The organism is Nocardia australiensis (assembly GCF_020733705.1).
In the GTDB taxonomy this organism is placed as follows: Bacteria; Actinomycetota; Actinomycetes; order Mycobacteriales; family Mycobacteriaceae; genus Nocardia; species Nocardia australiensis.
Window position 1 is genome coordinate 3209288 of the sequence record NZ_JAJFZM010000001.1, and the last position, 23255, is coordinate 3232542.

At 66.8% G+C, this 23255-nt stretch carries 16 protein-coding genes and 1 tRNA gene; 13 read left to right on the forward strand and 4 right to left on the reverse strand.

All coding sequences use genetic code 11. The features are described from left to right. Window positions 1–5 precede the first annotated feature (5 nt). A complete protein-coding gene (locus LKE06_RS14570) occupies window positions 6–932 on the reverse strand; it encodes an NAD-dependent epimerase/dehydratase family protein (protein WP_227999172.1) in 927 nt (308 codons plus the stop codon). A 145-nt stretch (window positions 933–1077) separates the two neighbouring features. On the opposite strand from LKE06_RS14570, the gene LKE06_RS14575 reads away from it, so the two are divergent. The 4 genes from LKE06_RS14575 (at window position 1078) to LKE06_RS14590 (ending at window position 5603) form a co-directional block, all read left to right on the forward strand. Continuing rightward, window positions 1078–2187, forward strand: coding sequence for a DegT/DnrJ/EryC1/StrS family aminotransferase (locus LKE06_RS14575; protein WP_227999173.1), 1110 nt, complete (start codon window positions 1078–1080; stop codon window positions 2185–2187). Between the two features lie 335 nt (window positions 2188–2522). Beyond that, a complete protein-coding gene (locus LKE06_RS14580) occupies window positions 2523–3557 on the forward strand; it encodes a cytochrome P450 family protein (RefSeq protein WP_227999174.1) in 1035 nt (344 codons plus the stop codon). 38 nt (window positions 3558–3595) lie between these two features. Then, entirely contained in the window at window positions 3596–4882 is a 1287-nt protein-coding gene (locus tag LKE06_RS14585; protein WP_227999175.1) for an activator-dependent family glycosyltransferase, read from the forward strand. A gap of 1 nt (window position 4883) precedes the next feature. Next, entirely contained in the window at window positions 4884–5603 is a 720-nt protein-coding gene (locus LKE06_RS14590) for a class I SAM-dependent methyltransferase (RefSeq protein WP_227999176.1), read from the forward strand. Here the strand turns inward: LKE06_RS14590 and LKE06_RS14595 are convergent. Together LKE06_RS14595 and LKE06_RS14600 are read right to left on the reverse strand one after the other, a co-directional pair. Next, window positions 5587–6171, reverse strand: coding sequence for a dTDP-4-dehydrorhamnose 3,5-epimerase family protein (locus LKE06_RS14595; protein WP_227999177.1), 585 nt, complete (start codon window positions 6169–6171; stop codon window positions 5587–5589). The two genes, LKE06_RS14590 and LKE06_RS14595, sit on opposite strands and share 17 nt — an antisense overlap. Next, on the reverse strand, window positions 6158–7645 hold the full coding sequence (locus LKE06_RS14600; RefSeq protein WP_308188357.1) for an NDP-hexose 2,3-dehydratase family protein: 1488 nt from the start codon (window positions 7643–7645) through the stop codon (window positions 6158–6160). Before LKE06_RS14600 ends, LKE06_RS14595 begins: the two co-directional genes overlap by 14 nt. Before the next feature lie 197 nt (window positions 7646–7842). Here LKE06_RS14600 and LKE06_RS14605 point away from each other — a divergent pair, with 197 nt between their 5' ends. Beyond that, complete coding sequence (locus LKE06_RS14605; protein ID WP_227999178.1) at window positions 7843–8136, forward strand: hypothetical protein; 294 nt, start codon at window positions 7843–7845, stop codon at window positions 8134–8136. On the opposite strand, the gene LKE06_RS14610 is transcribed toward LKE06_RS14605, so the two are convergent. After that, window positions 8102–8178: transfer RNA gene (locus LKE06_RS14610), tRNA-Arg, on the reverse strand. The genes LKE06_RS14605 and LKE06_RS14610 overlap by 35 nt on opposite strands. 255 nt (window positions 8179–8433) lie before the next feature. On the opposite strand from LKE06_RS14610, the gene LKE06_RS14615 reads away from it, so the two are divergent. From LKE06_RS14615 to LKE06_RS14650, 8 genes are all read left to right on the forward strand, one after another. Beyond that, window positions 8434–10476, forward strand: a complete 2043-nt coding sequence (locus tag LKE06_RS14615) for a bifunctional copper resistance protein CopD/cytochrome c oxidase assembly protein (protein ID WP_227999179.1) — start codon at window positions 8434–8436, stop codon at window positions 10474–10476. After that, window positions 10473–11441: a threonine/serine dehydratase gene (locus LKE06_RS14620; RefSeq protein WP_227999180.1), complete on the forward strand. Its 969-nt coding sequence runs from the start codon at window positions 10473–10475 to the stop codon at window positions 11439–11441. The genes LKE06_RS14615 and LKE06_RS14620 overlap by 4 nt, the downstream gene beginning before the upstream one ends. A 150-nt stretch (window positions 11442–11591) precedes the next feature. Further along, window positions 11592–14195, forward strand: coding sequence for a beta-glucosidase family protein (locus LKE06_RS14625; RefSeq protein WP_227999181.1), 2604 nt, complete (start codon window positions 11592–11594; stop codon window positions 14193–14195). Between the two features lie 177 nt (window positions 14196–14372). Then, window positions 14373–14888, forward strand: coding sequence for a single-stranded DNA-binding protein (locus LKE06_RS14630; RefSeq protein ID WP_227999182.1), 516 nt, complete (start codon window positions 14373–14375; stop codon window positions 14886–14888). Between the two features lie 187 nt (window positions 14889–15075). Further along, window positions 15076–16752, forward strand: coding sequence for an energy-dependent translational throttle protein EttA (gene ettA / locus LKE06_RS14635; protein ID WP_227999183.1), 1677 nt, complete (start codon window positions 15076–15078; stop codon window positions 16750–16752). 353 nt (window positions 16753–17105) lie between these two features. Beyond that, window positions 17106–22079, forward strand: coding sequence for an NAD-glutamate dehydrogenase (locus tag LKE06_RS14640; RefSeq protein ID WP_227999184.1), 4974 nt, complete (start codon window positions 17106–17108; stop codon window positions 22077–22079). A gap of 8 nt (window positions 22080–22087) precedes the next feature. Then, on the forward strand, window positions 22088–22543 hold the full coding sequence (locus LKE06_RS14645) for an acyl-CoA thioesterase (RefSeq protein ID WP_255649182.1): 456 nt from the start codon (window positions 22088–22090) through the stop codon (window positions 22541–22543). 34 nt (window positions 22544–22577) lie between these two features. After that, on the forward strand, window positions 22578–23243 hold the full coding sequence (locus LKE06_RS14650) for a DUF8185 domain-containing protein (RefSeq protein ID WP_227999185.1): 666 nt from the start codon (window positions 22578–22580) through the stop codon (window positions 23241–23243). The last annotated feature ends 12 nt before the right edge of the window (window positions 23244–23255 follow it).

Consider the following 23255-nt stretch of genomic DNA (forward strand, 5'->3'; position numbering starts at 1 on the left):
GCCCGCTACCGGGCCGCCCACATGTCCCGCAGGGACTCCTCCAGTGACCACCGGGGTTTCCAGTCGAGCACGTCGGCGGCCTTCCGCACGTCCGCCTGCAACCACGACCCGCCGTAGCTGTGGACCTCGCTGGAGGTGTCTTCCACCACCGACCTCGGGAACCCGGCCTCCCGTACGAAGATCTCCACGAATTCACGCATCGGCACCGCCTGGCCGCTGCCGATGTTGACCACCCCGGTTACGCCCGGCCGCTGCGCGGCTGCCACTGCGGCGCGCGCGAGGTCTCGGACATCCAGCCAATCTCGGTGCGCATCGGCGATCGGCAGCCGCACCGCGCCCGCCACGAGCAGTGCCACCAGCTTCCCCGGCAGGCTCGCCGGCGACGGGTGCGGCCCGCACACGTTCACCGCCCGCAGCACCATGCCGTCCACCGCGCCGGTTCGCGCAGCCTCCAGCACCGCCTGTGAACCGGCGAGTTTCGTCCTCGCGTAAGCGGATTCGGGCGCGCACGGCACGGATTCGTCGACCGGCGTGCCGAAGGCGACGGGTGAATACTCGTGCATTGTGCCGATGTGTACCAATCGCACCGGCCGGCGCTGCGTCCGCACCGCGTGCAGTACTTGTTCGACCAGGGAAACGTTGGCCCGCACCAGTTCTGCCTCGGTGCGGTCCCACCCGTCGGTCGCGTTCGCGGCGTCGGTCGCGTTGACCACGAGGTCGGCCGATTCCTCGTGCAACAGGTCTGCCGTTGTGGCGGCGGGCGCAGTGGCCAGGTCGAGCGCGGCGAACCGATCGCAATGCAGTCCCTCGGTGCGGCTGCGAGCTACCGCCACCACGCGCGTGCCGTGTTCGGCCAGCGCCGCGCACAGGTGCCTGCCGACCCAGCCCGTGCCGCCCAGCACTACGGCTGTCCTGATCTCGTTGTGTGCCAACGGCTTTCTCCTCTCAGTGGTCTCAGGCTAGAAGTGGTGTCAAGCCGTCGGTGCCGGAAGGACCCTCCAGCGCAGGCTCCAGCCAGGTTCGAGTTGCCATTGGTAGACCCGAAAGGGAATCGACCCGACTGCGGAGGACTGATCCTTGGCTACCCTTGTGTGGGACTATCTCCCGGAATACGACCGCGAGCGCGACGACATTCTCGCCGCCGTGGACAAGGTCTTCCGGTCCGGCCAGCTCGTGTTCGGCGAGAGCACTCGCTCGTTCGAGCATGAATTCGCCGCGTACCACGGACTTCGGCACGCGGTGGGCGTGGACAACGGCACCAACGCGATCAAGCTGGGCCTGCAAGCCCTGGGTATCGGGCCCGGCGACGAGGTGATCACGGTGTCCAACACCGCCGCGCCGACCATCGTGGCCATCGACGCCCTGAACGCGACCCCGGTGTTCGTGGACATCCGCGCCGAGGACTACCTCATGGACACCGCGCAGGTGGCCACGGCGATCACCGAGCGCACCAAATGCGTTGTGCCGGTGCACCTGTACGGCCAGTGCGTCGATATGGCACCGCTGGAGCGGTTGGCGGCCGAGCACGGACTCTCGATCCTGGAGGATTGCGCGCAGTCACACGGCGCTCGTCAGCGCGGGCGTATGGCGGGCACCATGGGAGATGCGGGAGCGTTCTCCTTCTATCCCACAAAGGTTCTCGGCGCCTACGGCGACGGCGGCGCCGTCGTCACGGCGGCGGCGGAGATCGAGCAACGGTTGCGTCGGCTGCGTTACTACGGCATGGCAGAGCGGTACTACGTCGTCGAGACCCCGGGCCACAACAGCCGACTGGACGAGGTGCACGCGGAGATCCTGCGCCGCAAGCTCGGCAGGCTCGACGAGTACATCGCGGGTCGCCGCGCGGTCGCCGTCCGCTATGCCGAGGGCCTGGCGGACACCGACCTCGGTCTGCCCGCGCTGGCCGACGGCAACGACCACGTGTACTATCTGTACGTAGTCCGCCACCCGCGTCGCGACGAGATCCTGAAAGCCTTGCTGGACTACGACATTCAGCTGAACGTCAGCTACCGCTGGCCGGTGCACACCATGCCCGGCTTCGCGAAGCTGGGCTACGCCGAGGGGGCGCTGCCGGTAACCGAAGCGCTGGCGGACGAGATCTTCTCGCTCCCGATGTACCCTTCGCTGCCGTTGGACGTGCAGGACAAGGTGATCGGCGCGCTGCGTGAGGTTCTCACCCGCTTCTGAGCCGGAAAGTTTAACGACATTATTTCCCCATTCCTTCTCCGCGAATACAGCGACTCAGCAGAGGGTACGAGGATTTTTTCGCAGCGCACATAAGAAATCGAATCGATAATGTCAGAAAAATGTATCTTAAAATGGAGTGCATCGTGCGTTCCAATCGGTTATATGGCATTTAAAGACCTGGTAGAAGACGTTTTGTTGGGTGATTTTTCCGCCTATATTGTCGCGAATCTACGTGGTAATCAGCCTTTCGATGCCGAGGCATCGCGCACCGCAGTCGGGTGCGGCGGGTTCACTTTTATGACTGCTGCTTTTTCGATATCTACGAGCGTGCCTCTATGCGACTTCAACCAGATTTGGAGGCTGCCGCGTTAGCGTCCGAGCAGATCGAAAGTGGACACTCGGGAAGCGAGGTCGGAGTGGACAGTGGGCTACGACGACGGTTACAGCTCGTGCGCGGGCTGCAATGGGTACGAGCCGCGGAAGGGGACCCGCTGGCGGTGCTGTTGCGCGGTTACCCGGGGGACGCGCGGTCGGTGAGCACGGATCCGATATCCCGCAGCGCGACCGGAACGGTGCTGGTCGGCGGTGCGCAGGCGGCCGAGCTGCTCGCGGCCGGCACCGGGCTGGCCGACTGGCGCCCGACCGGGACCCGGGTGATGGCGGTCGCGGCCGAGGACATCGAACCCGCCGACCCGGCGGACGTCACCGCGCTGGTCGACGCGCCGGCGCCACCGGTGGCCGACGTACCCGACGAGCTGACCGACCTGGTGCCCACCGCAGAGCTGTTGTGCGCCAAGGCATACGCGGACCTGCTCGGTGCGGAACCGGACAGCCTGCTCGGCGCGACCCCGGTGCTGGACAACCTTCTGTGCCCGCAGGGGACCGCGGTCACCGAGCGCATGCTCGCCGCGGTCGACGACCTGCGTGCCGCGCTGTGCGCCCGCACGCCCGCGTTCTTCCTCGCGGTAGTCGCACTACGACTCACCGCCGACCTGGTCACGCGCACGGCCGCCGCGCTGCTCGCCGACGGTCAGTGGCCGGACGTCGAAGGTGCGGTCGAGCGGACTCGGGCGGTGTACTCGCCCGTGCGACTGCACCTGACGACCACGAGCGCGGAGGTGACCATTGCCGGGGAGGTGGTTCCCGGCAACAGTCAGGTGGCCGTGCTCACCAGCCCCACTGTGTTGCCGCGTTTGCTGGACCTGCCACTGGTGGATGCCACCGCTGACGCGGTCCTGACCGCAATCGCTCGGCGCCACCCGCGTCTGGTGTCCACGGGCGCCCCACTGGACCGCCCGCTCGCACCGGCCACCGGTGGTCTGGCCCACCTGCCGGTCGCGTCCTTGCGCACCGAGCTGGTGCAGTCGTAACCGGCGGATTCGACGCCCATCAGAGAGTTGGTATTCGTATGAAGGTCGTGCTGACCTGTTTCGCCGCGCCCACGCACTTCTACTCCATGGTTCCGCTGGCCTGGGCGCTGCGCGCGGCCGGGCACGAGGTTCGGGTTGTCAGCCAGGCGGCGATGGCGCCGACCATCACCGGCGCGGGGCTCACCGCCGTCACGGCGGGGCCCGCCGAGTGGTTCAGCGACGAGCACGCGCCGGACTTGCTCAATGCGATTTTCCCCGGCTGCCTCAACCACGTGCGCGACTTCGACTACGCGGGCACCGACACCTGGACGCACACCGGACTGCTCGCCCTCGAGCACATGGCGAGTTCGGCGATGTTCGCCACCATGAACGACGACCGGATGGTGGACGAGATGGTGGCGTTTGTCCGGGACTGGCGGCCCGACCTGGTCATCTCGGAGACCTTTACCTTCGCCGGGAGTATCGCCGCCCGCGTGGTCGGTGCCGCGTACGCCCGTTTCACCTGGGGCCCGGACGGCGCCCTGCGCGCCCGGCAGACCCTCCTGCGCATGTCGGCGGAGCTGCCCTCGAGCCACCGCGAGGACCCGACCGCCGAGTGGCTGTCGAACACCCTCGGTCGGCACGGATCGTCCTTCGACGAGAAGGTGATCACCGGTCAGTTCACCGTCGATGTCACTCCGCCCGGCATGCGGCTGGAAACCGGGCTGCACTACGAGTCCCTGCGTTACGTCCCGTACAACGGCCCGACGGTCGTGCCGGACTGGCTGCGCACGCCGCCCGAGCGCCCCCGCGTCTGCCTGACACTGGGCGTGACCGACCGCAAGCATGGGCAGATCAACCACCTGGACGCCGTGCTCGGGGAGTTGAGCCCAGTCGAGCTATTCGACGCGGTGGCGAGCTTGGACTGCGAGGTGATCGCCACACTGGACCCGGAGCGACTGGCCATCCCGGTACCGGACAACGTGCGCGCTGTCGGCTTCGTCCCGCTCAACGATCTGCTGCCCACCTGTTCGGCCGTCGTCCACCACGGCGGCAGCGGTACCCGCTCCACGGCCGAGGTGCACGGTGTGCCGCAGCTGATGGTCGCGGAGGGCTGGGACGTGTTGCGCGGCCACGGCATCGAGGCGGCGGGCGCGGGCCTGTGCGTTCCGGTGGAGAAGCTCACCGCCCAAGTGCTGCGCGACAGTCTCCGCGCATTGCTGGAGGATCCGTCATTCGCCGCGGGCGCGCGGCGGTTGCGCGACGAGATCCACACCCTGCCGACGCCCGCGGCGCTGGTGCCCAGGCTGGAAGCGCTGGTCGACGCCTATCGAGAGGAACGCTGAGATGTACGAGGGCGAGTTCGCCGACATCTACGACCGCATCCACGCCCACCGCGGCAAGGACTATGCGGGGGAGGCCCGACTGGTTGCCGATCTCGTTCGGGCCCGCAACCCCGAGGCCGCGTCCGTGCTGGACGTTGCGTCGGGGACCGGCAGCCACCTGCGGCACCTGCGCGCGGACTTCCCGGACGCGGCCGGCCTGGAGCAGTCGCCGGAAATGATCGCGGTGGCCAAGCGGCGCATACCCGAGATCACCATGCACCAGGGTGACATGCGGGACTTCGATCTCGGCCGCACGTTCGACGTCGTCACGCTGATGTTCAGCAGCATCGGCTATGTGGACGATTACCCCGATCTGGTGCGGGCGCTGGCCGCCCTGGGCCGGCACCTCGCCCCAGGCGGAGTACTGGTGATCGAGCCCTGGGTGTTCCCGGACTCCTTCGCTGCCGACTACCTGGCCACGGATCTGGTTCGAGACGATCAAGGTGCGGTGACCCGCTTCTCCCACTCGGTGCGGGAAGGGGATGCGGTCGTGATGAGCGTGCACTACCTGGTCGCGACTCCGGAGCGCGGGATCGGCCACCTCACCGACCGGCATCGGCTGGCGCTGTTCACCCGCGAGCAGTACCTCGCGGCGTTCGCGGCGGCGGGGTGTCCGGCGGAGTTCGTGCAGCCGGCGGCGTTCGGCCGGGGTTTGTTCATCGGGGTCAGGGCTCCAGCGTGAGGCAGTCCGCGTAGCGGGGGAGCAGGTCGCGTTCCAGCGCCTCGGCCAGGGTCGGGGCGCTGGTGTCGCGTTCGGACAGGATCAGGGCGCCGCGCAGGTCCAACCCGAGGTTCGGGTCGCGCGGATCGAGCGCGTACTCCTGCTCCGGGATGTAGCCGCCGGAAAGCAGGTACGTCATCACCGTGTCGTCCTCCAGCGCGAGAAAGGCATGGGCGACACCGATCGGCAGATACAGACCGCGCTCGCCGCTCCTGTCCAGCTCCAGCACCTCGTGTGCGCCGAAAGTGGGGGAGCCGACTCGGACGTCCAACACGATGTCGAGGCAACGGCCGTGCGCGCACCACACATACTTCGCCCGGCCGGGCGGCGGCATCGTGTAATGCACTCCCCGAAACACGCCCTGCCGGGAACGGCTGATCGCGCCCTGCGCCACCGGGAACAGCGGGCGACCCAGCTCGGCGGCCAGTACCTCGGCGTCCAACGGCGTGGCGAAGCTGCCCCGGTCGTCGGCGAAGGCCGGAGCCTCGAACTCCAGCGCCCCGGCGACGGCGAGGTTACGCGCCCGCATCGGTGGGCCGGGTGGTCAGGCTGTGCAGGCAGGCCACCAACGTGCGGGCCTGCACGTTGACGTAGTGGCTGTGTCGCAACAGGTCCACGAGCTGATGCATCGGCATCCAGCGGAAGTTCGGCTGTTCGTGCCTGCTGTCGCGCTCGACCTCGATCACCGCATAGGTGTTGCGTGACTGGTAGAACCGGCCGCCCTCCTCCGACAGCAGCGTGCGGTAGCGGATCTGCTCGGGCCGGGCGGCCAGCACCTCGTCCACGAACCTGGGCCGGGCGGCGGCTGGCAGGTGCCGGTAGTTGTCGGGGGTGCATTGCACGGTCGGGGCCAGCTCCACCACGTCGAGGTAGCCGGGTTCGGCGCGGGCGTGGACCAGCGCATGCAGCACGCCGTGCACGCGGGCCATCAGGAACGCCACCAGGCCGGTGCCCTTGGCCGCGATCATCGGCTGGCTCCAGCCGGGCACCTCCCGCGTCCGCGTCTGCACCTGCACCCCGATGACGTCGAAGAACTGCCCGCTCTGGTGCGAGATCGCCCCGTCGACCCGGTGCCAGTCGGGCACGGCGGCCAGCGGCAGCTCTCGGGTGGCGACCTCGGTGCGGGTGCGCACGTCGGTGATCCAACTGAGCACCTCGGCCATACTGTGCAGGCTGCCCTGGTCCGCGTCACAGGAAGCCAGCAGCGCCGCGTGGAACGCACCGCGTGGCGCACGCACCGTCTCGTTCAGCGCGGGCCCGGCGAAGGACAGGCACGCCAGCACGGTGCGCGCGTCCATGTTGATCAGGTCCTCGACGGCCAGCAGCCGGTGCACCTGGCCCAGCGTCAGCCAGTGGAAACCGGGCAGCACCGGCACTTCCTCGGTCACCTCGACGACCATGTTGCGGTTGCGTTTCTGCCGGAACCACGCGCCCTGCTCGGACTGCCGCACATCCGCGAGCACGCGGTGTCGTGCGGTGTCGCGGAAGATGTCGAGGTAGGGGACGGCGGAGCCGCCGTGCACGCGCGTGTAGTTCGACCGGGTCGCCTGCACGGTGGGCGAGAGCTGTAGTCCCAGCGCGTTGCCCGGTTCGACCTTGCCTTGCATCAGCAGGTGGAGCACACCGTCGAACTCCTTGACCAGGATGCCGAGTACGCCCACCTCGGGCTGGTTGATGATCGGTTGGCTCCAGCTCGACACCGGCGCCCCGGTCAGGTGCACTTCCAGGCCGCCGACGGTGAAGAACCGGCCGCTGTCGTGGGTGATGTCGCCGGTGTCCGGGTCGGTGTGCCAGCCGGCCAGGTCGTCCAGCGACACCCGGCGCACCGCGATAGTCGCGCGCGCTTGGCATTGTTCGAACCAGTGCCGGAACGCGCCGAGGTCCCCGAGTGGCCCCGCCGGGTCGGAGCCCGCCACGGCCGACACCGCGAACCGGCGCGGTGTGTCCGCGTCCGGACCCACGGACAGTGGTGAGGTCTGTTCCGCTGTGGTGTGGTGCGCCACATCAAACTCCCTGCTCGGTCCGCTCCGGGTTAGCGGGCCGACCCGGTGCGGGCGGGCCCCGATCCACCCTGCCGCACCCGGCTAGAGGGTCGGTTCGAAAGACGCTCGAACTTCAGTGGGAACTGCGTGGAAACCCATCCGGCCACGAACGTGCGCAAACAGCAGCTCGCTGACCGTTGCGCGAGTCGACTCCTGGGTTGATTAATTCTCTGCCGATTGGGTACTTGCGCGTGGAGGAGTTGTTGCCGCACGCGTTGGCGCGTCAACTGTTCGATGCCCTACGGCTGGAGGTTCGCTACAACAAGACCCACAACCGGCTCAGCTACCGGATAACCTTGGTCGGTCGCACCCTGGCTCTCGTGGACCGCTTGGTGCAAAAGGTACTGGTCACAGCCATAAATGAAAAGGCCGTCACCCCCGGCGGGGGTGACGGCGCGATGGTTGGCACCATCTGTGTGGCGCCCCCGGCAGGAATCGAACCTGCGACCTAGGGATTAGAAGGCCCTTGCTCTATCCAACTGAGCTACGGAGGCAGCGGTATACACCATGGCCGACATTGGCCGCGCTGTCCAGCGCGGCCAGTATAGCGATCGGCCAGGTCGCCCGATTCTCGGCGTTTGCAACACCCCGGCCAACCCCAGGTCGAGCGATACGGCCGACCACCGCGTTTCGGCGAGGTCGAGCACAGGCGGATCGCCTCCTGTCCCACGGCCGGCGAACCCTCGGCCGAGGTTATCGGCCCAAACCCAACCGTGTCGCGCGATATCGGGCCAACTACGCTCGGTCGTATGTCGTTGCCCGTTGAGCCGAATGCCCAACCCGAGATAGCGCCAGGGCAATCGGGTTCCGGGGCGAGGTTCGCGGTGCTCGCCGCGTTGGCCGCCGCGACGGCGTCCGTGGTGGCGGCGCTGGTCGTCGGACTGTCCGCCGCGCAGGCGCTGAGTCTGCTCGGCATACCCGATCCCGGGACGCTGACCACCTACGGCTTGCCCGCCGTCCGGGCCTTCGCCGATCTATTCGCCGCATTGACCGTCGGTTCGCTGCTGTTCGCGGCATTCCTGGTGCCACCGCAAGCGGATGGGTTGCTGGATGTCGGCGGGTATCGCGCGGTGCGGCGCGCCTCGAATTTCGCCGTCGTCTGGGCCTGCTGCGCGGCGCTGCTCGTTCCGTTGACCGTGTCGGACACCACGGGCCAGCCGGTCGCTGATGTATGGCGTCCCGAACAGCTGTGGCGGGCGATCGGTCAGGTCGATTTGGCCGGAGCCTGGCGAACGACGGTGGTACTCGCGCTGATCGTCGCGGTCGGTTGCCGGCTGGCGCTGCGCTGGGGCTGGACGCCGGTGCTGTTCGGCGGCGCGCTGCTGACCATGATGCCACTGGCGCTGACCGGGCATTCCGCTTCGGGTGGCGCGCACGACGTCGCCACCAACAGCCTGATCCTGCATCTGGTTTCGGCCGCGGTGTGGGTCGGCGGATTGTTCGCGGTGCTCGCGCACGCGATCCGCGGCGGCGCGCATACCGATGTCGCCACCCGGCGTTTCTCTCTGACCGCCACCATCGCCTTCGTGGTGATCGGCCTGAGTGGTGTGATCAATTCCTGGGTGCGGGTGCCCAGCTTGGAGGACCTGTTCACCACCACATACGGGCGACTTGTGCTGGCCAAAGTGGGCGCGCTTGTCATGCTCGGCGTGTTCGGCTACTTGCAGCGCAGGGCCGCATTGCCCGCACTGGCCGCGAACCCGCGTGACCGCGCCGCGCTGATCCGATTCGGCGGGGTAGAAGCGCTGGTCTTCGCCGCGACCATGGGCCTTGCCGTTGGTCTCGGCCGCACGCCGCCGCCACCGCCTGTCTCGGTGCCGACGCCGGCGGAGGTGGAGTTGGGTTACAACCTCGCTGGGCCGCCGAGCGTCGCACGCATGCTGTTCGACTGGCGATTCGACCTGATGTTCGGCACGTTGGCCATCGTGCTCGCGGTGGTGTACCTGCTCGGGGTGCGACGGCTGCGCGCGCGCGGCGACGCCTGGCCGCTCGGGCGGACCATTGCCTGGCTGTCGGGTTGTGCGGTGTTGCTTTTCGCCACATCGTCGGGTGTCGGACGCTATTCACCCGCGATGTTCAGCGTGCATATGGGCCAGCACATGGCGATATCGATGCTGGCGCCGATCCTGTTCGCGCTGGGCGGCGCGGTGACGCTCGCATTGCGCGCGTTGCCGCCCGCTGGTCGAGGGGGAATTCCGGGGCCACGTGAATGGATCCAGGCGGCGGTGCACAACCCGGTATCGCGTTTCCTGACCCATCCGATCGTCGCGTCGGTGATCTTCGTCGGCGGCTTCTACGCGCTGTACATGGGCGGCATCTACGACTCGTTCGTCGATTCGCACACCGCGCATCTGTTGATGAACGTGCACTTTCTGCTCAGCGGCTACCTGTTCTACTGGGTGGTGATCGGTATCGATCCCAAGCCGCGTCAGGTCGAGCCGCTGACCAAGCTGGGGATGGTGTTCGGCTCGCTGCCTTTCCACGCCTTCTTCGGTGTCGCGTTGATGAGCATGACCACGGTGATGGGCGGCTGGTTCTTCCGCAGCCTCGCCCTCGGCTGGAACAACAACTTGCTCGACGACCAGCGCACCGGCGGTAGCCTGGCGTGGGCCAGCGGCGAGGTACCGCTGGTTGTGGTGATGCTCGCGCTGCTCGTCCAATGGTCACGGACCGACATCAAACTCGCGAAGCGGTTGGACCGAGCCGCGGAACGTGATCACGACGCGGACCTCGTCGCGCACAACGCGATGTTCGCTGAGCTGGCCAAACGGGACCGAGAGGTGCGTAAATGAGTGAGCGGGCCATAGCGTGGCCGCAGCACCGGACGGCTGGTCAGGTCCATCGATCCGATGTCCGTGCGGCCAGGAAACGATTGACCGGACAGATCCGCAAGACCCCGGTCTTCCACACCACGGTCGCGGGACCGCACGGCCCGGTGCCGGTGACGCTGAAACTCGAATACCTCCAGCACGGCGGCACATTCAAGGTACGCGGCAGCCTCAACGCGCTGTTGGAGGCGGACGGACCCGTCGACGAGGTGGTGATCGCCTCCGGCGGCAATGCCGGCATCGCCGCCGCGCTGGCGGCTGATCGCCTCGGCAAGGCATGCACCGTGGTGGTACCGGAGTCGGCGCCGCACACCAAGGTGGCCGCGATGTGGTCGCACGGTGCCGAAGTGTTGTGGCACGGAACGACTTACACGCAGGCATACGCGTATGCGGCCGAGTTGGCCGAAGAACGCGGAGCCGTGCAACTGCACGCCTATGATCTGCCCGCGGTGATCGCGGGCGCGGGCGTGGTCGGGCTGGAGTTGGAAGAGCAGGTGCGCGGGCGGCCGCCGGTGCTGGTCGGGGTCGGGCGCGGCGGCTTGGTCGCCGGCATCGCGGCGGCCCTCGGTCGCCGGCAACAGGTGATCGGCATCGAGCCGGAGGGCATTCCGACATTGCACGCCGCGCTACGTGCGGGCCGTCCGGTGGATATCGATGCCTCGAGCATCGCCGCGGATTCCCTGGGCGCCACCAGAATCGGTGACATGGCACTGGACATCGCGCGCCGCTATGACGCGAATTCGGTGTTGGTGACCGACGGTGCGATCACGACCGCCCGTGAGTACCTGTGGCGGGAATTCCGGATCGTTGTCGAACTCGCTGGAGCGCTGGCGCTGGCCGCGGTACTGAGCGGTGCCTATGTGCCCGCGCCGGGCGAGCGCCCGGTCATCGTGCTGTGTGGCGCCAACACCGATCTGGCGGTCATGTAGCGGACTCGGTCGTCGACGACCGAGAAACGGAGTTGCCGAGCGTAGATTGGCGGGCGGCGACACCTGATCCGCCCCGATGACGTGCCGGTCGGCTGTCGTGCGATCGGCGTCGTCGGCTCGGTAACACCGACGATCTGAGGAGGACCGCTGATGGCCGATACGCCGGATGTGACGCTGCGCTCGTTGGTCGACGCGCTCGGCCTGGAGCAGAAGGTTCGGTTGCTCACCGGTGCCGATATCTGGTCGACGCCCGCGGAACCGGCAATCGGGCTGCGTTCGATGATGCTTTCGGACGGCCCTTCCGGGGTGCGCGGGCCGGTGTGGGACGAACGCGATCCTTCGCTGAACCTGCCCTCGGCGACCGCGCTGGCCGCCACCTGGGATCTCGATCTGGCCGAACGCTACGGCGCGATATCCGCGGCCGAGGCGCGACGCAAGGGCGTCGACGTGGTGCTCGGGCCGACGATCAATCTGCAGCGCAGTCCGTTCGGCGGCAGACATTTCGAGGCGTACTCCGAGGACCCGTTGCTCACCGGTCACTTGGCCGCCGCGTACGTGCGCGCGGTCCAGCGCAGCGGCATCGGCGCGACGCCGAAACATTATGTGGCCAACGACTTCGAGACCGAACGCTATACCGCGGATGTCGAGATCGACGACCGTACCTTGCGTGAGCTGTACTTGGCGCCGTTCGAGGCGGCCGTGCGGGCCGGGGCTTGGTTGGTGATGTCGGCCTACAACTCGGTGCACGGGGTCACGATGTCGGAGAGTCCGCTGCTGACAACGCCATTACGGACGGAGTGGGGTTTCGACGGCGTCGTCGTATCGGACTGGACCGCGGTACGCAGCACGGTGGCATCCGCGCTGGCCGATCAGGACCTGGTGATGCCGGGGCCGGACGGCCCGTGGGGTGCGAAACTCGTTGCCGCGGTGCGTGATGGGGCCGTCGACGAGTCCGTTATCGATGCGAAGGTGAAACGGCTGCTGGGGTTGGCCGCCAGGGTCGGCGCGCTGGAAGATGTTGCGGCGCTTGATAGTACGACTACGAACGGTTCGTTGGTCCGGGCGGGAGATGGTCACGTCGAGTCGGGAGCCGCTCGCCGCGACGAGACCGGCACACCGACCGAACGCGCTGGTGGTGGGTCCAGCGCGCCGGACACCGCCGAACCGACACTGATCGGTGCGCACCGATTCGCTGACTTCGGCGCGAGCGGGGACGGACGCGGTGTCGCGCGTGAGGTCGCCGCCGAGGGCATGGTGCTGCTGCGCAACAACGGTGAATTGCCTTGGTCCACTTCGGGTCCCGGATCTGTCGCGGTGATCGGCGAGGCCGCGTTGTGGCCGCGTACGCAAGGGGGCGGTAGCGCGACCGTGGTGCCGGAATCGGTGATCAGCCCCATCGATGGAATTCGCGCGGCTCTCCCGGACGCGGTGGTCACGGTGCACCCTGGCGTGCCGGTGCAGACCGGAATTCATCCGCTTCCGCTGGCGGCCATGACCGATCCCGTGACCGGCGAGCCCGGGCTGCGAGCCCGTTTCCTCGACACGGACGGCGCCGAACTGCTGAGCGAGCATCGGCGCGCGGCGCAACTGGTGTACCTGGGCACCGCGCCCTCCGGTGCGGCGAGTATCGAATTGTCCACCAGCTATCGGCCCGGCCCCGACGATCCGGCCTCGATTCGGCTCGGCGTCGCGGGTATCGGTCCGGCGATCGTGCTCGTCGACGGCGCCGTCGTGCTCGACACCACGCTCGCGGGTGGCGACGAGGCGCTCGGTGCGGCGCTGTTCACGCCGGATGTCGCGTCGGTGCCGGTTGTCAACGACGGAACTCGCGCGATCGCGGTGACCGTTCGCCAGAGTCTGGAAACCAGCGGCGCTGTAATGGGTCTCGCGGCACTGACCCTCGGCACCGAAACCGCGGCGGCCGACCCCGCCGACATGATCGCCGATGCCGTCGCCCACGCGCGGGCGGCCGATGTCGCGGTCGTCGTGGTCGGCACCAGCGCGCAGACCGAAAGCGAAGGCTTCGACCGCACCACGCTGGGCCTGCCCGGCGCACAGGACGATCTGGTGCGCGCGGTGGCGGCGGCGAATCCGCGCACCACCGTCGTGGTGAACTCCGGCGGACCGGTGCTGCTGCCGTGGCGCGAGGAGGTCGCCGCGGTGCTACTGGCCTGGTTCGGCGGCCAGGAACTCGGCAACGCGCTCGCGGATGTGCTGCTCGGACACCGGGAACCGGGCGGGCGACTGCCCACCACGTGGCCCGCGGCGCAGGCAGACGTGCCGGTGCTGTCCACCACGCCGATCGGCGGGGTGCTGAGCTATACCGAGGGTGTGCATATCGGTTATCGAGCCTGGTTGCGGGCGGGCGCGGTACCCGCGTACCCGTTCGGTCATGGACTCGGTTACACCACTTGGGATCTCGATGACCTGACCGTCGCCGAGCCGGATCCGGACGGTGTGGTCGAGGTCGGCGTCGCTGTGCGCAACACCGGAACTCGGCCGGGCAAGCAGATTGTCCAGGTATATCTGTCGCGCGCCGAATCGGCCATCGACCGTCCGGTGCGCTGGCTGGCCGGTTTTGCCGCCGTGCGGGCGGAACCGGGACAGACCCGACTGGTGCGGATCACCCTGCCGCCCAGGGTTTTCGCGCACTGGGACCACGGGTGGCAGGTTGAGCCGGGCACCTTCACGGTGCAAGCGGGCACCAGTGTGGATGTGCTGCCGTTGCGTGCGGGCGTGGTCGTCGCCGAGTAGGCAGTTGCCGCCGCACTATCGAAATACTGGCTGTCCACATACGAGAAAGTTGTCCCCAACCGCGAATCGAGGGTCCCGTCCGGGTTCGGAATCGGTCAGGCTTCAAGGTGCCCTCATGGCGGGGGAGGAAGCAGCCGAGGCGGATCGCCGAGGACGGAAATGTGAAGGGACACAGTCATGTACGAGTCGATGGCTACCGTGGTCGGCAATGTGGTCACCCATCCGGTCAAGCGGGACCTGACCAATGGGGAGCAACTGATCACCTTCCGAATGGCCAGTAATTCCCGCAGGTTCGACGCCGCGACCGGGGAATGGGTCGACAATGGCACGCTGTACCTCACCATCAGTTGCTGGCGCAGACTGGTGGCAGGGGTTGACGCCTCCATCCGTCGCGGCGATCCGATCATGGTGCATGGGCAGTTGCGCTCGCACGAGTACCGGACCAAGGACGGTGTCGAACGCCGTGATCTCGAAATGCGGGCCGCGTCGATCGGGCCCGACTTGGCGCGCTGCAGCGCGCCGGTGATCCGGCGCAGCGAGCCGGGGCGTTCGTCGGGGCCCAACACTGCGGTCCGCAGTGCCTGCGATCGCCCGAACACCCCGGGGGCCCCGGACGCCGCTCCCGGCGGCGACCGGGCAGCGGCGACCGCCGCCACCGTGCCGCCTCGGGCTGCGGAAACCGCCGACGCCTGACCGTACGATCGCTCCGACCTGATCGCTTTCGGTGACATCGACAGCGGGCATGGTCGACCATCCGATCGCCGAGGGTGCGGAGGAATCCCCGCCGCCCCCGGTGATGGTTGAATGAACCGGTCCGTGAGCTGCGAAGGTGGGGCAGCGGGGCGGAATCATCTAACCCTCAACCGATAGGCTTGTGTATATGGCTGAGTTCATTTACCAGATGAAGAAAGTTCGTAAGGCGCACGGTGACAAGGTTGTCCTCGACGATGTCAACCTGGACTTCCTTCCGGGCGCCAAGATCGGCGTCGTCGGCCCGAACGGCGCCGGTAAATCCAGCGTGCTGAAGATCATGGCGGGACTGGACCAGCCGAATAACGGTGACGCCTTCCTGGCGTCCGGCGCCACGGTCGGCATTCTGCAGCAGGAGCCGCCGCTGAACGAAGAGAAAACGGTTCGCGGCAATGTCGAGGAGGGGCTCGGCGAGATCAAGGTGAAGCTGGACCGCTTCAACGAGATCGCCGAGCTGATGGCCACCGATTACTCCGATGAGCTCATGGACGAAATGGGCAAGCTGCAGGAGGATCTCGACCACGCCGACGCCTGGGATATCGACTCCCAGCTCGAGCAGGCCATGGACGCGCTACGCTGCCCGCCGCCGGACGAGCCGGTCACCAAGCTTTCCGGTGGTGAGCGGCGCCGCGTCGCCCTGTGCAAGCTGCTGTTGAGCAAGCCCGACCTGTTGCTCCTCGACGAGCCGACCAACCACCTCGACGCCGAGAGCGTGTTGTGGCTCGAACAGCACCTGGCCGCGTACGCGGGTGCCGTGCTCGCCGTCACCCACGACCGGTACTTCCTGGACAACGTCGCCGAGTGGATCCTCGAGCTCGACCGTGGCCGCGCCTACCCCTACGAGGGCAACTACTCCACCTATCTGGAGAAGAAGGCACAGCGGCTCGAGGTCCAGGGCAAGAAGGACCAGAAGCTGCAGAAGCGCCTCAAGGAGGAGCTGGCCTGGGTGCGTTCGGGCGCCAAGGCTCGCCAGGCCAAGAATAAGGCCCGCCTCGGCCGTTACGAGGAGATGGCGATCGAGGCCGAGAAGCATCGCAAGTTGGATTTCGAGGAGATCCAGATCCCGGCCGGTCCGCGACTGGGCAATGTCGTGGTGGAGGTCGAGCACCTGGACAAGGGTTTCGGCGAACGTCAGCTGATCAAGGATCTGTCGTTCACGTTGCCGCGCAATGGCATTGTCGGTGTGATCGGCCCCAACGGTGTCGGCAAGACCACGCTGTTCAAGACCATTGTTGGACTCGAATCGCCCGACAGTGGCGAGGTGAAGGTCGGCGAGACGGTCAGGCTGAGCTACGTCGACCAGAACCGCGCCGGCATCGACCCGAAGAAAAATGTATGGCAGGTGGTTTCCGAGGGCCTGGACTTCATCCAGGTCGGCAGTCAGGAGATGCCGTCGCGGGCCTACGTCAGCGCGTTCGGCTTCAAGGGCCCGGATCAGCAGAAGCCCGCGGGTGTGCTCTCCGGTGGTGAGCGCAACCGGCTGAACCTCGCGCTCACGCTCAAGCAGGGCGGCAACCTGATCCTGCTCGACGAGCCGACCAACGACCTCGACGTAGAAACCCTGGGCTCGCTGGAGAACGCACTCGAACAGTTCCCCGGCTGCGCCGTGGTCATCTCCCACGATCGCTGGTTCCTCGACCGCACCTGTACGCACATTCTGGCGTGGGAGGGCGACTCCGATAACGACGCGAAGTGGTTCTGGTTCGAGGGCAACTTCGAAGCGTACGAGGCGAACAAGATCGAACGCCTCGGCCAGGAAGCGGCTCGCCCGCACCGGGTCACCCACCGCAAGCTCACGCGCGACTGAGTCGAGGTTTGAGCGGAGTGGCCCGATTGCGGCCACTCCGCCGAAGGAAATGCGGCAGCCACCCGCCGGAATGGGCCTCCGCCGAAGGAAATGCGGACGGGCCCGCGCCACGGATCGGATCTGACTAGGGTGGTAGCCGTGCATGCGAAGGCGAGTCCCAGCACTGGGTAGGTCATATCGCCGACGCGGCCACATAACTTCGTCGGTCCGATCGGTTGCCGTACCGGGATCGTCGACCGCGGCAATTGAGCGGCGGACGCGAAAGAGATTTCATCCCTCTACTCGCGAGTCGCGGCTACTCTCGGACCGGCGTCACTTTGGTGCGGAAACGAATCCGAGGGAGTTGGCGAAAAATGACGGTCTCGTCCGAATTGTCCAGTGCGGCGTGGGCTGCGGGTTTGTCGCAGGAGTTGCGCGGCGAACTCGCTACCCTCGAGGAGGCGTATTTCCGCCACGTCGACGCGGGCGATGTGGACTGCGCGATCACCGGTATCACCCAGATCTTCCGGCGGCACATGGAACTGGCGACTACCCGCCCGGTCGGGCGAGCGCTGGTTCGGGTGTATCACCCCGATGACGACTCGGGGCTCGGCGCCGCGGTGCAGCTGGTCACTGACGATATGTCGCTGCTGGTGGAGTCGATCGCCTCGTCGCTGAGCCGGATGGGCGTCAGCGTGAGCGAAGTGATCCACCCGATCTTCGAGGTCGAGCGCGACGCCGACGGCAAGCTGTTGCGCGCGGCGCCGCATGAGGTGGACGGCAACGGCGCCACCGGGCTGCGCGAATCGTGGATGCATCTGCAACTGCATCCCTCGACCAGCAGGGCGTTGCTGGACCGGATCGAAATGGCAATGCCGGATGTGATCGCCGACGTCCGTCAGGTCACCGGCGACACCGAAGCCATCCGCGGCGTGCAGAGCAAACTGGCCGGCGAACTCGAACTCGCCGCGAAATCGGGGACCGCGCCGTTCTCCGGTACCGATCTGGTGGATTGCGCGAACCTGTTGCGCTGGTTGGCCAGTGGGAACTTCACCGTGCTCGGTTACGCGCGCTATCAGCTGAGTACCACCGAGGGCCAGACGGTCTCGGCGCCGATTCCCGATACCTGCCTCGGAGTGCTGCGCCCCGATGTCGGCACCGACTTCCGGGTGCCACTCAATGGGGGCGAACGGCCGCTGCTCATGCTGACCCAGGGGCTGGTGCCCGCCACCGTGCATCGCTCGGTATACCCGTACTTCGTTGGCGTCGCCGATTTCGACAAGAACGGGAAAATCACCGGCGAACACCTGTTCATCGGCGTCTTCACCGTCACCGCGGTGCACGAGAACGTACTGGATATCCCGGTGATCGAACGCCGGGTGCGCGCGGTGATCGAGGAAAGCGGATTCGATCTGGACTCGTTCTCCGGGCAGCAGATGCTCGAGGTCATCCAGTCGTTCCCGCGCACCGAATTGTTCTCTTCCGACACCGAGACGATGCGCCGGACGGCGGCCGCGGTGCTGAATGTCGGCCTGCGCAGACAAGTTCGACTGTTCCTGCGTTCGGACAGTTACGGGCGGTTCGTCGCTTGCCTGGTCTACCTGCCTCGAGACCGCTACACCACCCGGGTTCGGCTCGAGATGCAGGACATCCTGGTACGGGAACTGGGCGGCGTCTCCATCGACTATTCCGCTCGGGTGAGCGAAAGCGATCTGGCCAGCGTCTATTTCACGGTCCGGATGCCGGAGGCCGAACTCGGCGTGCCGCGGGCCTCGGCCGCGGTAGCCGGCACCTCCGAGGAAAACCGACTGCGGATTCAGAACCTGCTCGCCGAGGCGAGCCGCACCTGGGATGACCGCCTCAACGATGACGTGAGCATCTCCACGCTGTTGGATCCCGGCATCGTCCAGCGCTATGCAGCGGCGTTCCCGGAGGCATACAAGCAGGACTTCGCGCCGGGTCGTGCCCTCGGCGATGTGATCCGGCTGGAGCGCCTCACCGAGGGCGTCATAGACCAAGATCTGTATCGCCGTGCGGATTCGGTGCCGGGATCGTGGCGGTTCACGCTGTATATCGGCGGCACCGGGGTGTCGTTGAGTCAGGTGCTTCCGGTTCTGCAGAGCCTCGGGGTCGAAGTGGTCGATGAGCGGCCCTATCAGATTCGGCTCGACCCGGCGCCGGGTGGCACGGCGAGCATCGAGCGCTGGATCTACGACTTCGGCCTGGTGGCCCGCCCGGAACTGCTCCGCAGTTCGCTCGACCAGGACCTGGACGCGGAACTGCTGGAGTCCTCGGTCCGCGCGGAGGTGCTCGGGGCGGAGGCGCGCGGGCTGCGTGAGCGCTTCACCGAGGCATTCGAGGCCGTTTGGTATGACCGTGCCGAAGCGGATGCGCTCAACGAGCTCGTGCTGCGCGCACGGCTACCGTGGCGTGCGGTGTCGATCCTGCGCATGTACGCGAAATATCTACAGCAGGCGGGTTTTCCGTACAGTCAGGCGAACATCGCCCGCGTGCTGTTGACATATCCGGACGCCGCTCGGCTGTTCGTCGAGCTGTTCGCGGCGAGATTCGATCCGGACACCGTCTCGGCTGAGGCCGCCACGGAGCTGGAAGCCCATGTCCGTGGCCGCATCGACGAAGTCGTCAGCCTGGACGCCGACCGAATACTGCGTGCCATCCTCGGGCTGATCAAAGCGACTTTGCGCACCAATTACTACATGGTGGGGGCCGAGCCCACGCAGCCGTCCATCGACGGTATCGGCGGTGCGACCTATCGGGAGTACATCTCGATCAAGGTTGAGCCGCGCGAGATCATCGAATTGCCTAAGCCCAAACCGCAGTTCGAGATTTTCGTGTACTCGCCGCGGGTCGAGGGTGTGCATTTGCGTTTCGGTGTGGTGGCGCGTGGTGGTTTGCGCTGGTCGGATCGTCTGGAGGACTTCCGGACCGAGATTCTGGGGCTGGTCAAGGCTCAGGCCGTCAAGAACGCCGTCATTGTTCCGGTGGGTGCCAAGGGTGGTTTCGTGGTGAAGCAGCCGCCGACGGCGACGGGGGATGCCGGGGTGGATCGGCAGGCGCTCGGCGCGGAGGGTGAGGCGTGCTACCGCACGTTTATTTCGGGTCTGCTCGATGTCACCGATAATGTCGATCGTGCGACGGGTGCTGTGCTGCCGCCGGATCGGGTGGTGCGTCGTGATGGTGACGACACCTATTTGGTGGTTGCCGCGGATAAGGGCACTGCGAAGTTTTCTGATCTCGCGAATGATGTGGCACGGCGGTACGGTTTCTGGTTGGGTGATGCTTTTGCCTCGGGTGGTTCGGCGGGTTATGACCATAAGGCGATGGGCATTACTGCGAGGGGCGCGTGGGAGAGTGTGAAGCGCCACTTCCAGGAGATGGATATCGATACGCAGACAGATGATTTCACTGTTGTCGGTGTTGGAGATATGAGTGGTGATGTGTTCGGCAACGGCATGTTGCTCTCGGAGCACATTCGCCTGGTCGCGGCGTTCGACCATCGGCACATCTTCCTCGACCCCGATCCGGACGCGGCCACCTCGTACGCTGAACGGCAGCGTATGTTCCAGCTGCCCCGCTCGTCCTGGGCCGATTACGACGGATCGGTGATCAGCACCGGCGGTGGCGTCTGGGACCGCACCGTGAAATCCGTCCCGATCAGCCCGCAGGCACGCAAGGCGCTGGGGCTGGCCGATGACGTGACGGCGTTGTCGCCACCGGAACTGGTCCGCGCGATCCTGCGGGCGCCGGTGGGCCTGCTGTGGAACGGTGGTATCGGCACCTACATCAAGGCAAGTACCGAGACGAATGCCGAGGTCGGCGACAAGTCCAACGATCCGGTCCGTGTCAATGGAAACCAGTTGCGGGTCAAGGTGATTGGTGAGGGCGGCAACCTCGGTGCCACCGCGCTCGGCCGCATCGAGTTCTGCCGCAATGGCGGCAAGATGAACACCGACGCGCTCGATAACTCGGCGGGCGTCGACTGCTCCGACCACGAGGTCAATATCAAGGTGCTGCTCGACGACGTCGTCAGCGCCGGGGCGCTGCCCGCGCTCGACCGCAATCCGCTGCTCGCCTCGATGACCGATGAGGTCGCGCGGATGGTGTTGCAGGACAACGTTTCCCAGAACTTCCTAATGGGCCTCTCGCGCAGCGAGGCGCCCCGCATGCTGAATGTGCATCAGCGGCTCATCGACGAACTGGAGCAGCGTCGCGGGCTGGACCGCGAGCTCGAGGCATTGCCCTCGGACGCCGAGGTCAAGCGCCGGATGGAGGAGGGAGCCGGGCTCGCGTCACCTGAACTGTCCAACCTCATGGCGCACGTGAAGCTCTCGCTCAAGACCGATCTACTCGACACCGATCTGCCCGATAACGCCCACTTCGCATCCCGGTTGCCGGACTACTTCCCGACTCCGCTGCGGGACCGATTCGGTTCCGCGATCAAGAAGCACCGGCTGCGTCGTGAAATCCTCACCACGATGATCATCAATGAGGTGGTCGACTACGGCGGGATCACCTACGCGCACCGGCTGAACGAGGAGATCGGTGCGACCACCACCGATTCGGTGCGTGCGTTCGCGGCGACCACCGAGATCTTCGACCTGCACGATTTGTGGGGACGGATTCGGGCCGCCGATGCGGCAGTCTCGGTTCGCGACAAGCTGGAACTGGAAACCAAGCGCACCCTTGACCGTGCTTCACGCTGGTTGCTGAGCAATCGGCCACAGCCGATCGCGGTCGGCGCGGAGATCAACCGGTACAGCCTGGGGGTGCGGGAGTTGGCGCCCAAGGTGCCCGGCTGGCTGCGCGGTCACCACGTCGCCACGCTGACCGATCAGTCCGCCGAACTCATCGCCCTCGGCGCCCCGACCGATTTGGCCACCGAGGTATTCGGGCTGCTGAATCTCTTCCCACTGCTCGATGTGTTGGATATCGCAGACATCGCCGATCGCAGCGGCGAGGAGGTCGGCTCGCTCTACTACGCGCTCAACGACCATCTCAAGATCGATTGGCTGTTGCAGGCGGTCAGCCACCTGGAACGCGGCGATCGCTGGCATGCGCTCGCCCGGCTCGCGCTGCGCGACGATATGTACGGTTCGCTGCGTTCATTGACCCTCGACGTGCTGTCCGCCGGTGACCCGGAAGAGACCGCCGACGAGAAGATTGCATACTGGGAGTCGAAGAATCAGTCCCGGCTCGGGCGTGCCCGTGCCGCGTTGTCCGAGTTGTTCGAATCTGGAACCCACGATCTCGCGACCCTGTCAGTTGCTGCGCGGCAAGTGCGAAGCATGGTGAGCGGGGCGGGCGCTCAATCGGAGGTACCGCGTTGACAAGTCCGTTGGACGATAATGGGACCGCGCGCGGCGCCACCGCCGTGCTACCCAAGCGCTTTCACGCCAAGGTGGACGTACGGTGGTCGGACATGGACGTGTTCCAGCACGTCAACCATGCCCGCATGGTGACACTCCTGGAGGAGGCTCGGATCCCGTGGCTGTTCGAGGACGGCCGGCCCACTGCCGCGCTGCGGGAGGGGTGCGTGCTGGCGGACCTGCGGGTGCGCTATCGCGGACAGCTGCGGCATGAGGACACCCCGCTCGATATCGCCATGTGGATCGAGCAGTTGCGTGCGGTCGACTTCACCATCGGCTACGAGGTCCGCGCCGCGGGGGCGGCGCCGGGCTCGCCTGCCGCGGTGATCGCGTCCACGCAGATCGCCGCGTTCGATATTCAGCAGCAGCGGCTGCGGCGGCTCACCGAGACCGAGCGCGACTATTTCACCGAATGGATGGAGTGAACCTCGACCGCGCGGTGACATCGGGACAGTGGTGATGTCAGGACAACGCGTGCTGGAGGTCTCCGATCCGGCCGAGCGAGAGAACCTGGCGACCTTCCTCACCCGGGCCCTTCGCCTGGACCCCGCGGCGGTGGTGCGTATGCGCCGTCGCGGGGACCGGCTCGTTTCTGCCTGGGTGGCAACGGGTTTCGAGGTGCTCGCGGTGCGGACCGTGGCGGCTGGACTCGGCGTCGACGATGTCACCGTCGGCGGCGATCTGGTGCTGGCCGGGCTGGCCGCCGGTGGTTCGATCGATCTCGGCTATGGCATGGACTCCGCATGGCGCGGCGCGCTGCCGCCCGCCGACGGGTTCGCTCACGTCGACGATGTGCCCGCCCGTACCCTGGTCGAACTCGCGGAGCAGGGGGTGCAACTGGCGAAGGAACACGGCAGTGGCCACGGACCGCCCGCCTCGCTGCTGGATCAGACGGTGTTGACGGTCTCCGATGCCGATACTCGGGTGCAGGTACCGATGCGCGTCGTCTTCGCTCTCACCGCAATGGACTTCATTCCGCACTCCGGTGACAAGGCCGAATCCGGCCGGATCCAGCCGACGGAGATCGTGCGCGTTCGTGCCACCAAAACGTGGCTGCGCATCGATGCCCGCTTTGGATCGGTTGCCCGTCGACGCAGTGGTGCCATTCCGCTGTTGCCCAGCTGAGCGGGCACACCC